This window comes from Paucibacter sp. TC2R-5, assembly GCF_025717605.1.
Lineage (GTDB): Bacteria > Pseudomonadota > Gammaproteobacteria > Burkholderiales > Burkholderiaceae_C > Paucibacter_A > Paucibacter_A albus.
This window is the reverse complement of the sequence record NZ_JAJIRQ010000001.1, coordinates 220,999-232,769: the sequence shown is the minus strand read 5'-3', so window position 1 is coordinate 232,769 and position 11,771 is coordinate 220,999. Positions and strand designations below refer to the sequence as shown.

Annotated in this window: 12 protein-coding genes; 5 read left to right on the top strand and 7 right to left on the bottom strand. The window is 63.8% G+C overall.

What is annotated here, in order from left to right:
* Positions 1-2: 2 nt before the first annotated feature.
* The 3 genes from LNV08_RS01000 to LNV08_RS00990 are packed head-to-tail and all read right to left on the bottom strand — an operon-like array spanning position 3 to position 2,673.
* Positions 3-971 (bottom strand): 2-hydroxyacid dehydrogenase, encoded by a 969-nt coding sequence (locus LNV08_RS01000; RefSeq protein ID WP_263531789.1) that lies wholly within the window; start codon positions 969-971, stop codon positions 3-5.
* A 3-nt stretch (positions 972-974) separates the two neighbouring features.
* On the bottom strand, positions 975-1,682 hold the full coding sequence (locus LNV08_RS00995) for a nitroreductase (protein ID WP_263532282.1): 708 nt from the start codon (positions 1,680-1,682) through the stop codon (positions 975-977).
* A gap of 34 nt (positions 1,683-1,716) precedes the next feature.
* Positions 1,717-2,673, bottom strand: a complete 957-nt coding sequence (locus tag LNV08_RS00990) for a histone deacetylase (protein ID WP_263532281.1) — start codon at positions 2,671-2,673, stop codon at positions 1,717-1,719.
* A gap of 247 nt (positions 2,674-2,920) precedes the next feature.
* On the opposite strand from LNV08_RS00990, the gene LNV08_RS00985 reads away from it, so the two are divergent.
* Positions 2,921-3,478 (top strand): phasin family protein, encoded by a 558-nt coding sequence (locus tag LNV08_RS00985; protein ID WP_263531788.1) that lies wholly within the window; start codon positions 2,921-2,923, stop codon positions 3,476-3,478.
* Between the two features lie 306 nt (positions 3,479-3,784).
* Positions 3,785-4,339 (top strand): phasin family protein, encoded by a 555-nt coding sequence (locus tag LNV08_RS00980; RefSeq protein ID WP_263531787.1) that lies wholly within the window; start codon positions 3,785-3,787, stop codon positions 4,337-4,339.
* Positions 4,340-4,420: 81 nt separating this feature from the next.
* Here the strand turns inward: LNV08_RS00980 and LNV08_RS00975 are convergent, their stop codons facing one another.
* A complete protein-coding gene (locus tag LNV08_RS00975; RefSeq protein WP_263531786.1) occupies positions 4,421-5,056 on the bottom strand; it encodes an LON peptidase substrate-binding domain-containing protein in 636 nt (211 codons plus the stop codon).
* Positions 5,057-5,073: 17 nt separating this feature from the next.
* Complete coding sequence (locus LNV08_RS00970) at positions 5,074-6,027, bottom strand: patatin-like phospholipase family protein (RefSeq protein ID WP_263531785.1); 954 nt, start codon at positions 6,025-6,027, stop codon at positions 5,074-5,076.
* Between LNV08_RS00970 and LNV08_RS00965 the strand changes: the two genes are divergently transcribed.
* Together LNV08_RS00965 and LNV08_RS00960 are read left to right on the top strand one after the other, a co-directional pair.
* Positions 6,026-6,424 (top strand): cupin, encoded by a 399-nt coding sequence (locus tag LNV08_RS00965; protein WP_263531784.1) that lies wholly within the window; start codon positions 6,026-6,028, stop codon positions 6,422-6,424. The genes LNV08_RS00970 and LNV08_RS00965 overlap by 2 nt on opposite strands.
* 63 nt (positions 6,425-6,487) lie before the next feature.
* Positions 6,488-8,851: a penicillin acylase family protein gene (locus LNV08_RS00960; protein WP_263531783.1), complete on the top strand. Its 2,364-nt coding sequence runs from the start codon at positions 6,488-6,490 to the stop codon at positions 8,849-8,851.
* A 29-nt stretch (positions 8,852-8,880) separates the two neighbouring features.
* Here LNV08_RS00960 and LNV08_RS00955 read toward each other — a convergent pair whose 3' ends face one another.
* Entirely contained in the window at positions 8,881-9,306 is a 426-nt protein-coding gene (locus LNV08_RS00955) for an Lrp/AsnC family transcriptional regulator (protein WP_263531782.1), read from the bottom strand.
* Between the two features lie 160 nt (positions 9,307-9,466).
* On the opposite strand from LNV08_RS00955, the gene LNV08_RS00950 reads away from it, so the two are divergent.
* On the top strand, positions 9,467-10,513 hold the full coding sequence (locus LNV08_RS00950; RefSeq protein ID WP_263531781.1) for an ornithine cyclodeaminase: 1,047 nt from the start codon (positions 9,467-9,469) through the stop codon (positions 10,511-10,513).
* 22 nt (positions 10,514-10,535) lie between these two features.
* On the opposite strand, the gene LNV08_RS00945 is transcribed toward LNV08_RS00950, so the two are convergent.
* Positions 10,536-11,744 carry a hypothetical protein gene (locus tag LNV08_RS00945; RefSeq protein WP_263531780.1) on the bottom strand — a complete coding sequence of 403 codons (1,209 nt, stop codon included), beginning with the start codon at positions 11,742-11,744 and terminating at the stop codon, positions 10,536-10,538.
* Positions 11,745-11,771 lie beyond the last annotated feature (27 nt).

Here is an 11,771-nt window from a genome sequence, read left to right as displayed (position 1 = left end):
GCTCAGTTCAGTCCGGTCACGGGTTCCGCCCCACCGAGCAAAGCGATCAAATTGTCGACCGCCAGATTGCACATCGCGCGGCGCGTCGGCAGCGAGGCACTGGCGATATGCGGCGTCAGCACCACATTGCTCAGCGCCAGCAGGGCCGGGTTCAAGGCCGGCTCGCCCTCGAAGACGTCCAGGCCGGCGGCGGCTAGGCGCCCGGCGGCCAAGGCCTCGGCCAGCGCCGCGTCATCGACGACGCCGCCACGCGCGATATTGGTCAAGGTCGCGCTCGGCTTCATCAAGGCCAGCTCCGGCGCGCCAATCAGATGGTGCGCTTGCGGTGAATAGGGAACGACCAAGACCAGGTGGTCGGCGCGCCGCAGCAGCTCGTCCTCGCTCACCCACTGCGCACCGAGCGGCTTCTCTAACTCGGGGTCCAAGCGGCTGCGGTTGTGATAGATCACCTGCATGCCGAAGCCCAAAGCGCCGCGCTTGGCGATCGCCTGGCCGATGCGGCCCATGCCCAAAATCCCCAGCGTCGCGCCATGCACATCGGCGCCGGCCAAGAGATCGATCGACCATTGCCCCCAGCGGCCGGCACGCAGGTAATGCTCGGCCTCGGTGATGCGCCGCGCCGCCGCCAGCATCAAGCCAAAGCCAAAGTCGGCCGTGGTCTCGGTCAGCACATCCGGCGCGTTAGTGACCCGCACGCCTTGGGCGCTGCAAGCGGCCAGATCAACATTGTTGTAGCCCACCGTCATCAGGCAGACGGCGCGCAGCTCCGGGCAGGCAGCCAGCAGCGTTGCATCGATCAGCTCGGTGCCGGTCGCAAATAGACCGACCTTGCCTTGCAGGCGCCGGATCAACTCGGCCTGCGGCAAGGGCGTGTCATCGAGCGGCTCCTCGACGTCGAAGTGCTCGACCAGCCTGGCCACAATGTCGGGAAAGATGCGCCGGGCCACCAGCACTTTTTGTCGAGCAGCCAAGCTTCAGTCCTCCAGGAAGCGCGTGAACTCGGCCACCGCCGCGCGCTCGGTCTGCAGCGTGTTCTCGATCGCGTCTGGATCGGCATAACCCAGCGCCATGCCGCAGACCAGCATCTGCGCCGGCGGCAAACTCAGCTCTTCGGCAATCAGGCGATGGAACTGCGTGAAGGCCGCTTGCGGGCAGGTATGCAGGCCGTGGCCACGCGCCGCGATCATGATGCTTTGCAAGAACATGCCGTAGTCCAGCCAACTGCCCTGCTGCATGACCCGGTCGATGGTGAACATCAGGCCGACCGGCGCGTCGAAGAACTGGTAGTTGCGACCATGTTGAGCGTGCATGCCGGCACGGTCGGTCTTGGCCAGGCCCAAGAGGCCGTACAGATCCCAGCCGACCTTGCGGCGCCGGTCGATATAGGGCGAGGCCCACTCGTTGGGGTAATAGGCATATTCCTGGTTGTGCGTGCTCAGCTCGGCCGGGTCGTTATGAACGGCCAGGATGCGCGCGCTCAAACGCTCTTTTGCCGCACCGGTCAGCACATGCACCTGCCAGGGCTGGGTGTTGGTGCCGGACGGCGCGCGCGCCGCTACACGCAAGATTTCTTCAATCGTCGCGCGCGGCACCGGCGTGGGCAAAAAGGCCCGCATCGAGCGGCGGGTTTCTATCGCCTTGTCTACGGCGGCCTGGTCTTGCGGGCTGGGAGTTTCAAACAAATTCACTGGGGCATTCCTTTGCGGGTGGCTGGGGCTATTCTTGCATTGAGCGCTGTCGCGGCATTTGCTGCCATTGCAGCCAGCTGTGTGCAGCGGTATTCAAGGTATTGATCTGACAAGCCAAGGTGCTGCTGATGTCATGGCCATAACCGCCCGCCATACTCAGCGCGACCGGGATGCGGCGGGCGCGCAAGGCATCCAGCACCCTTTGGTCCCGCGCCAGCATGCCGGCCGTCGTCAGCTTGAGGCGGCCGAGCCGGTCACCTTCATGCGGGTCGGCACCGGCCAGGTAGAAAGCCAGCCCTGGAGCAGCATGCTGATAGCGCGCCCAAATCGTCGCCAAAGCAGTGTCCAGCGCTGCCAGATACTCGGCGTCGGCGCAGCCATCGGGCAGTTCCACGTCCAGATCACTCGCCTCTTTACGGGCCGGGAAGTTCTTGGCCCCATGCATCGAGAAGGTAAAGACGCTGGCATCGCCCTGAAAGATGGCGGCCGTGCCATTGCCCTGGTGGACGTCAAGGTCGATCACCAGCACGTTGAGCGCTTGGCCATGCTGCTCGCGCCACTCGGCCTGCATCAGCTTGGCGGCCACCGCCACATCATTGAAGACGCAGTAGCCCGAGCCCCGGTCGGCAAAGGCATGGTGGGTGCCGCCGGCCATATTGGCAGCCACGCCCTCTTGCAAGGCGGCGCGCGCCGCCGCGATGCTGGCGCCGACCGAATGCCGCGAGCGCGCGGCCATCTGGGTCGACCAGGGGAATCCGATCTCGCGCTGCGCGGCCGCGCTCAGGCCGCCCTGCAGGACCGCCTCGATGTAGTCAGGCCTGTGCACCAAGGCCAGCTCGGCCTCACTGGCAGCCGGCGCTGCCTGCATGCGCAGCAGGCCCGGCTGCGCCTCGAAATGCTCGCGCAGCAGCCGGTATTTGGATTGCGGAAAGGAGTGCCCGGCTGGCAGCGCCAGGCTATGGGCATCGGAATGAAAGGCCAACATGCCGACACCATAGCCGCTTTGGCGCGCCCCGCCTGTCATGCCGGCGTCACGGGCCAAGCGCAAGCTTTGATCAAGGGCTGGCAGGGCTTCATCTGCCTACCCCCTAACTTGTTGCGGTGCAGCAAAAAACCCTTGCAAACTTGTGGCGCGTCCATATACTTTGCATTGTTGCAGCGCAACAATCCCGCTGTCGAAGCAATTCAACAGACCCATATATCGGGGGTAGACCCCGGCCAAGGAGTGCTACATGCTGACCACAGAACAAATCATCAATGCCCACAAAGCCAATGTCGAAACGCTGTTCGGCCTGACAGCCAAGGCGTTCGAAGGCATCGAAAAGCTTGTCGAACTGAATATGCAAGTCGCCAAGACCGGCTTGGCCGAATCGCTGGAATCCGCCCAAAGCCTGATGTCGGTGAAGGACGCGCAAGAACTGCTGGCTTTGCAGTCGACGCTGTTGCAGCCTAGCGCCGAGAAGGCAGCCGCTTACAGCCGCCATCTGTATGACATCGCCAACAGCACCAATGCCGCAGTCAGCAAGGTGGCTGAAGCCCAAATCGCCGATGCGCAAGCCAAGTTCGCCGCCGTGATCGACAGCGCCGCCAAGAACGCACCAGCCGGCAGCGAAAACGCCGTTGCCATGGTCAAGACCGCCGTGGCTGCCGCCAACAGCGCTTTTGAGTCCATCCAGCAAGCGACTCGCCAAGCCAGCGAAGTGGCCGAAGCCAACTTCGAAGCCGCCGCCGACACCGCCGTCAAGGCCACCCAAACCGCTGCCCGCAACGGCAAGCGCGCGACGGCCTAAACAGAAGCTGCAGTCCTGTAACTCCGGTTTCGGGTTGCTGGTCAAGAAGCCCGGTTCACAAGCCGGGCTTTTTTACGCCCCAATGCCTCAGGCGCTTGGCGCAAATCCAAGCCTAAAACCTCGACAGCCGATGAGCTTTCAAGTTATTTGCTGCGCCGCAACAAATATTGCTTGCATTTCGGTTTCAAGTCCCTACAATTCGTTTTGTTGCAGCGCAGCATTTAACTGTGCAGCAGCTTGCGAACATCCGCAAGACGAATTTCATTTGAAATCAACCGGGGGTCGCCCCCCACACAGGAGCACACCATGCTGACAGCTGAACAATTCTTCGCCGCCCACAAAGCCAATGTCGAGACTCTCTTCGGCCTGACCACCACTGCCTTCCAAGGCGTTGAGAAGCTGGTCGAGCTGAACATGCAAGTCGCCAAGACCGCGCTGGCCGAAGCCGTTGAGTCCACCCAAGCCGTGATGTCGGTCAAGGACGCTCAAGAACTGCTGAGCCTGCAAGCTACCCTGCTGCAGCCTAGCGCCGAGAAGGCAGCTTCCTACAGCCGCCACGTGCAAGAAATCACCAGCAGTACCAGCGCCGAAGTGGCCAAGGTTGCCGAAGCTCAAGTGGCCGACGCTCAAGCCAAGTTCGCCGCTCTGGTCGAAACCGCCTCCAAGAACGCACCTGCTGGTTCCGAGAACGTAGTGGCCCTGGTGAAGAACGCCATCACCACCGCCAACAACGCGCTGGAATCGGTGCAGAAGGCTGGTAAGCAAGCCGCTGACGTGGCCGCCGCCAACTTCCAAGCCGCTACCAACTCGGCCGTCAAGGCATCGCAAACCGGCGCCCGCGCCGCCAAGCGCGCTGCTTAATTGATGGATTGGCTCGGCCCGCAGGGCCTTGCTGACTGAATCAAAAAAAGGCCCGGTGCATGCACCGGGCCTTTTGTCTATTCAGGGCTGCAGTTGCAGGCGGTCTAACTGGTCGGCCACCAACTCCAGCCGCAACAATGGGTTGTCCAGCTGCATCAGGCGTTGCCGCTCCTCCGGAGCCAAGGGCAGCAGCTCGCACCAGCGGTTGGCCAGCCAGCCGCAATCTTCCCAGCGATAAGGGGGCTGCAGCGGCAGATCGAGTGCCGCGGCCCCCTGCTCCAACTTGTGCAGCAAGGTCTGCAAAAGCTCGGCCGCGGGCCGCAGGTCCGGCGGCACTGTCACCTCGCTGTCCGCCGCCAACTCCTCCACCTCCCCCGACCACAGCCCATGCGGAGACTGCGCAATGCTGAGCAACTTGAAGCGCTGACCGCCGACACAGCGCAGCTTGAACAAGCCGGCCTGCGGCCTCTCCAGGCTTTCGATATGGGCCAGCGTGCCGAGAAGATTGAAGCGCTCGGACGCAAAACCGGCTTGGCCGCTCAAGCGCCGGCGCACCTCGCCGCCCTCCAGCAGGCTGACGACGCCAAAGGGCAGACCGCCCTTGTCGCAGCGCTCCACCATGCCCAGATAGCGCGGCTCGAACACCTGCAGCTGCAAGTAGCCGCCCGGAAACAGCACCGACTGCAGCGGAAAGAGGGGCAAGGTTTGCGGCTTCATGCGGGCAGCTTTGCTGTTTAGCGTGTCTTCGCCGCGATTTTGGCGCGGATTTGCGGCAGCATGGCCAGCGCCGCTTCGCGCCCGGCCTGCACCGACTGCTTGCGCACCGTGAAATCGGCGCTGCCAAAGCCGTCCAGCTTGGGCCGCAGCACCACATCGGCCTCCCTCAGCTCGAAGTTATTGATGCTGCGCCCCATGATGGAAAAAGTCTGCAACAACATCCGGATGGCGTCACTGCCGGGCTTGGCCTCCGGCGGCGAGCTGATGTCCACCGCGATCACCAGCTCGGCGCCCATCTGGCGGGCATAGCGCACCGGCACCGGGGCCACCAACCCGCCGTCCACATATTCGCGGCTGCCGATCTTGACCGGCTGAAACACCGCCGGCACCGAGCTGGAGGCCCGCACGGCCGCACCGGTATCACCGCGCTGGAACAAAATGCCGCTGCCGTCCGCCAAATCGGTGGCCACAATGCCCAGGGGCAGCTTCATTTGTTCGATCTGCTTGGCGCCGGTTTTCTCACGCACATAACGGGCCAAGGCCTCGCCACGGATCAAGCCACGGGTCGGGAAGGCCCAGTCGGTGATGGATCCTTCGTCCATGCCCTCGGCCAGCACCGCCATTTCGCGGCCACTCAAGCCGGAGGCATACAGTGCCGCGACCAGGCTGCCGGCCGAGGTGCCTGCCACCAGATCGACCTTGATGCCCTGTTCCTCCAGCACCTGAATCACGCCGATATGCGCAAAGCCGCGCGCCGCGCCACCACCCAGGGCCAGACCCACGCGGGGCGGCACGGGGACCGGCGCCGGCACGGCGGCGCGGGCAACCGGATCCACCATAGTCACGGGCGGCTTCTCGGGTGGCACCAAGGGCGCATTCGAGCAAGCCGTGATCAGCAAACTCAGCAAGACAAAGCCGGCAGCTCGCAGGCCTAGAGAATGCCGGGCGCAGGAAAAGAATGAATTGAGCATGGCCGATTCTAGAAGCCTGCAACACAATCAAGCCCAGGGCATGGCCATCATGCCCGAGGAGATGAGCATGGCAATTCAACACGCAAGCCTGGGCCAGCTGATAGACCTGAAGGCGCTCAGCGAGTTCAGCGTCGGAACCCCGAGCACCAGCTTGATCAAGGCCGATCAGCTGCAATTGCTGCACCTCTTGTTGCCAGCCGGCCAATATTTGAGCCAGCACAAGCTGGCTGGCGAGCTGTGCATCCAATGCCTAGCCGGCCGTGTACGCCTGGACATGGCCGGCACGCAGTTGCCGCTCAGTGCAGGCCAGCTGACCGTGCTGCGCGCCAATGAAGCCCATGCCGTCGTCGCGGAGCTGGACAGCAGCCTCTTGCTGACCTTGGTGCACAAGACTTGAATAGCTGCCGGGGCAGGAAAACCCCGGCCGACCACAGCACCCGAGGCGGCCACAATCGCCGCCATGAGTAGCCCACACAGAATGCGCCGCTGGGCGCCCCGTTTGCTCGCCGGCACCGCTGCCGCGCTTGTTTTGACTGGCTTCAGCGCCTGGCTGGCCTTGCGTGCCAGCTTGCCTCAACTGGACGGCACCATCGCCCTGCCTGGCCTGAGCGCGCCGCTGAGCCTGGAGCGCGACGCGCTGGGCACCGCCGTGCTGCGCGGCGAGAACCGGCTGGATCTGGCAAGAGGCCTGGGCTTTTTGCATGGCCAAGAGCGTTTTTTCGAAATGGATCTGACGCGGCGCTCGGCGGCCGGCGAGTTGTCGGCCTTGTTTGGCGACAAGGCCTTGCCGCGCGATATCCAGCGCCGCGCCCACCGCATGCGCGCCCGCCTGACCGAGCGCTTAGCCCAAATGCCCGCCGCCGACCAGGCCTTGCTGAAAGCCTACGCCGACGGAGTCAACGCCGGCTTGACCGGCCTGCCCGTGCGACCCTGGCAATACCTGATCTTGCGCGGTGAAGCGTCCGCCTGGACCGCGGTTGACTCGCTGCTGGTGGTGGGCGAAATGTTCTGGATGCTGCAAGGCGGCAGCGTGGAGGCCGGCTTCGAGCGTGCCACCCTGCGCGAACACGCCGGCGATGCGCTATTCGACTGGCTGAACCCGCGCGGGGGGCCCTGGGACGCGGCACTGGACGCCAGCGAAGTGAAGCCGGCCGCGCTGCCGGGCCCGGCCCTGCTGGATCTGCGCAAAACCCAGCTCGGCCGCTCAGTGCAAGCGGCATTCGAGCTAGCGGGCTCGGCGGGCGCCGAGGCGCCGCTGATCGGCAGCAATAACTGGGCCGTGTCCGGCAGCCGCAGCAGCAACGGCCGGGCCATCTTGGCCGACGATATGCATCTGGACCTGGGCGTGCCCAGCATCTGGTTTCGAACCCAGTTGGAACTCAAGACCCAAGAGGGTCAGGTCTTGCGGGCAGCGGGCCTGAGCTTGCCCGGCATGCCCAGCCTGGTGGTCGGCTCTAACGGCCATATTGCCTGGGGTTTTACCAACGCCTACGGTCAGTGGTTTGACTGGATCAAGCTGCCGGATCAAGTGCCCTCGGCGCGGCTGAAATCGTTTACCGAAACGATTGCCGTCAAGGGCGCCGCCGCCAAGACGCTGGAAGTGCAGGAACTGGACGGCGCGCCCATCGTGCGCGAGCAAGCCGGCCAACGCTATGCACTGCGCTGGATCGCCCACAAGGTCGAGGCCTACAACCTGGGCCTGGACAAGATGCTCACGGCCCGCGACGCCGCCGGCGCGCTGGGCGTCGCCCAAGCGGCCGGCATGCCGCATCAAAACATCCTGGTCGCCGACGATCAAGGCCAAATCGGCTGGAGCGTGGCTGGCCGCCTCTGGACACAAGCGCCCGACGGAGCCGGCTACGCGCGCTTCCAAAGCATGGATCTGGCCCCGCATGCGTGGCTGGGCCTGGCTGACTATCCTCAGCTGCTGCGGCCTGCCGACGGGCAGCTCTGGACCGCCAACAACCGCCAACTGGGTGGTGCCAAGGCGCAAGTGATAGGCGACGGCGGCTTCGATCTGGGCGCCCGCGCGCAGCAAATTCGCGCCCGCTTGAGCGAGCACAGCAGCCACAGCCAAGCCAGCCTGAGTGCCATTCATTTCGACAGCGAAGCCCGCTTCATCAAGACTTGGGGCGACCGACTGCTGCCCTTGTTGGCGAGCAGCCCGGCCCATGCTCAAGCGCTCACACAAATCAAAAATTGGAACGGTCACGCCGATGCCGGAGAGGTCGGCTACCGCTTGATTCGCACGGTACGTCTGCGCACCCTGGACCAGCTCTGGCTGGCCTGGACAACACCGGTGCTGGGCGCGCAGCAGGCCGACGAAAAGCGGCGCTTCAAATGGCATTCGCAGTTTGAATACAGTGCCGTACAAGCACTGACGGAGCGCCCTGCCCACCTGCTGCCGGCAGGCTACGCCAGTTGGGACGCCTTTCAATTGGCACAGGTCGACGCGGCGCTGAAGGAGCTGACCCAAGACGGCAAGCAGGCGTTGAGTCAAGCCACATGGGGCCAGCACAACGCCAGCCGGATCCAGCATTTGATGTCCAAGGCGGTGCCGGCCTTGTCGGCGTTTTTGGACATGCCCTCACAGCCGCAAGGGGGCGACTCCAACCTCCCCTTTGTCGCCAAGCCTAGCTTTGGTCAATCCCAACGCATGGTGGTCTCGCCCGGCCTTGAAAGCGCGGCGAGCTTGTCCATGCCGGGGGGCCAGAGTGGCCACCCGCTGTCGCCGTTCTATGGCGCCGGGCATGCCGACTGGGCGGCGGCCAAGGCCACGCCATTGCTGGCGGGGCCGACACTGCACCGACTCAGCGCGAATTGAGCGGTGGCGCAGGGTGACTCAGCCCGCGCTCAGGACAGCTTGTAGCTCTGCAAATGAATGCTTGTTTCGGTCGTCTCGATGCCCTTGATCAGCCGCACCCGCTCCAGCACATTGGCCAAGTCGCCCAGGTTGGGCGCGCGCAGCTCGGCCAGCAGATCCCAGCGCCCGTTGGTATCGAACAAGCCCGACACCCCCGGCTCGCCCAGCAAGATGCTGATGACTTCACGCGTCTTGTTGCCCTCCACCGCGATGCTCATCCAGGCGGTGATTTGATTCGGCGTCGCGTCCGGCCTGAGCTTGACGGTGTAGCCATTGATGACGCCGGTGTCCTCCAGCTTGGTGATGCGGTTGCTGACGGTGCCACGCGACACCTTCAGTTTGAGGGCCAAACTGGCGACGCTGGCGCGGGCGTCCTGGCGGAGCAAGGCAATCAGTTGCTGATCCAAAGTGTCCATGAATAGCTGTCCTGCTGAGTTAGGGCTGATGGCGATTCTGCCATTTCGACAATTTAGTCTGACTAAATGATAGATCTCTCTGACTTTTTGATCTTTTCTTGCTCTTCTCGCTAACAGGAGGCTTGGCCAGAATTCAGTCATTCGAAAAACGGAGACTGCCATGACCACCTTGCTGACCACCGAAGATGTTGCCCGCATTACCCAAACCCTGGGCCTGCCCGAAGTATTCAAGCGCTTGGTGGGCTACCTTGAAGCCGACTATTTGCGCTGGAACGAATTCGACAAATGCGCCCGAGTGGCCAGCCACACCGAGGACGGCGTGATCGAGCTGATGCCAATCGCCGACGCCAGCCTCTACAGCTTCAAATACGTCAATGGCCACCCCAAGAACACCCGTGTGGGCTTGCCAACGGTGATGGCAGTGGGCCTGCTGGCTGATGTGGCCACTGGTCGGCCGGAGCTGGTCAGCGAACTGACCCTGACCACCGCCTTGCGCACCGCGGCGACGTCGGCCATGGTGGCCCGCAAACTGGCACGCAAAAACGCCAAGTCCATGGCCTTGATCGGCAATGGCGCGCAAAGCGAGTTTCAGGCTCTGGCCTTCCACTATCTGCTGGGCATCAGCGAGATCCGGCTGTTCGACATCGACACCGCCGCCACCGCCAAGCTCTTGAGCCATTTGCAGGGCCTGCCCGGTTTGACGCTGAAGGTCTGCGCCAGCACTGCTGAGGCCGTACGCGGCGCCGACATTGTCACCACGGTGACGGCCGACAAGACCAATGCCACCATCATCACCCCCGACATGATCGAGCCCGGCATGCACATCAATGGCGTCGGCGGCGACTGCCCCGGCAAGACCGAGATGCACCGTGGCGTCTTGGAAGCGGCCAAGGTGTTTGTCGAGTTTGAGCCCCAGTCGCGCATCGAGGGCGATCTGCAGCAGATGCCGGCGGAATTCGAAGTTACGGAATTCTGGCGCGTGCTCAAGGGCCTGAGCAGCGGCCGTGACAGCGCCGAGCAGATCACCTTTTTTGACTCGGTCGGCTTCGCGCTGGAAGACTTCTCGGCGCTACGCCTGCTGCGCGACTGCGCCCGCGAGCTGGGCTTGGGCCAGGATGTGAGCTTGATTCCCCAAATGGCCAACCCCAAGGACTTGTTCGGCCAGCTCGGGCTGGCTCACGCAAGCAGCACATTGCGCGCCGCTTGAGGGTCTTTGAAGGTCTGAAAGCCTAAGTGCTGGCGCTGGGGGCCATCCATTGATGGTCCAGCAAGCTCAGTCCGGCGCCTTGGCGGCGGCGCTCGCGCAGCTGGCGTACGACCTCATCCAGGCGCGCGGATTCGGCCGCCGCCAAGCTGCTCAAAATGCGCTGATCCAGCCCGGGCAGTTGTAGCTCGGCCTGCCGCACGGCCTGACGGCGCGCGGTCTGCCTAGACTCCCATTGCGCCGCCGCCGCGGCCGCTTGCTCCACCTGACCCGTGGCCCTGAAGCAGCGCTGTTGCGCCCGCAGCGCGGGCAAGGCCACCACGTCGCGGACCCGCAGCTCCGCGCCCTCAAACACCGCCGCCAGCAGCTTCAAAGCCTCTTGCGGGCGGCACTCGCCTTCTTCCATCAAGGCCAGCTCCAGCAGCACCGGGCGCCGTATCGCATGCCAGGCGTTGGCCGCGGCGCGTTGCTCCAAATCCAGAAAAGCGCCGCGCGCCATCTGCCGACGGCCGCAGCGACGGTGCCAGCGCGCCTGATTCGCTCGCCACATGCAAACAATGTATTGACTGGCAACGTCCGGCGCCAGGGCCGCCGCTGGCTCATTGAAGCTGTTGGCGCGCTCCAGCACGGCGGCGGCAGCGCCGAATTTCTCCGCATCGATATAGGCGTCATAGAGGCTGCAGATCAGATGCATCGCATTCGAGTAACGTCGAATCCGCTCGTAGTCTGATTTGTGCTGGTCCATATGCCCCAGCGCCTCAAACATCAAGGTCAGCGCCGCGTCGCCGTCGCCCATGGACAAATAGACCATGGCCAGGCGCTCCAGGGCCTGCGCGGTCAGCAAGTTGTTGTGCAATTGCAATCCGTCTTGCAGTGCCACATGGGCGGCGCGCAGCGCTTGCTCGGGCATCAGTAAATTGGCCTGTGCAAATGAGAGCTGGGTCATCACGCCGGCGCGCTGTGCCGAGGCCTGATCGACGGAGATCAGGTCCAGCATGGCCGCGCAGTCGTGCAGGACTTGATCGAAGCGGTCGAGCTTGGTCAGCGCCGCCACGCGCGCATTCAGCAGCCGGTATTTCAGCGCTCGTTGGCCCTCGTCCAACTCGGCAGGCAATTGAGCCAGCAGCCGCTCCAGGGCCGCCAAGCCGGCATCGAACTGCTCCGCGTCCAACTGCTTTTGCAGCTCGCCAAAGGCTTTTTCAAGCGCGGTGAGCTGCATAGTTTCGGTCCCCATCACCAACTCCTCTTTATCCATTCAAAC

Coding starts and splice junctions, on each gene's coding strand:
- LNV08_RS00990 (WP_263532281.1), bottom strand. CDS start 2,673: ATGTTGGCCTTTCATTCCGATGCCCATAGCCTGGCGCTGCCAGCCGGG.
- LNV08_RS00985 (WP_263531788.1), top strand. CDS start 2,921: ATGCTGACCACAGAACAAATCATCAATGCCCACAAAGCCAATGTCGAA.
- LNV08_RS00980 (WP_263531787.1), top strand. CDS start 3,785: ATGCTGACAGCTGAACAATTCTTCGCCGCCCACAAAGCCAATGTCGAG.
- LNV08_RS00975 (WP_263531786.1), bottom strand. CDS start 5,056: ATGAAGCCGCAAACCTTGCCCCTCTTTCCGCTGCAGTCGGTGCTGTTT.
- LNV08_RS00965 (WP_263531784.1), top strand. CDS start 6,026: ATGGCCGATTCTAGAAGCCTGCAACACAATCAAGCCCAGGGCATGGCC.
- LNV08_RS00970 (WP_263531785.1), bottom strand. CDS start 6,027: ATGCTCAATTCATTCTTTTCCTGCGCCCGGCATTCTCTAGGCCTGCGA.
- LNV08_RS00960 (WP_263531783.1), top strand. CDS start 6,488: ATGAGTAGCCCACACAGAATGCGCCGCTGGGCGCCCCGTTTGCTCGCC.
- LNV08_RS00955 (WP_263531782.1), bottom strand. CDS start 9,306: ATGGACACTTTGGATCAGCAACTGATTGCCTTGCTCCGCCAGGACGCC.
- LNV08_RS00950 (WP_263531781.1), top strand. CDS start 9,467: ATGACCACCTTGCTGACCACCGAAGATGTTGCCCGCATTACCCAAACC.
- LNV08_RS00945 (WP_263531780.1), bottom strand. CDS start 11,744: ATGGGGACCGAAACTATGCAGCTCACCGCGCTTGAAAAAGCCTTTGGC.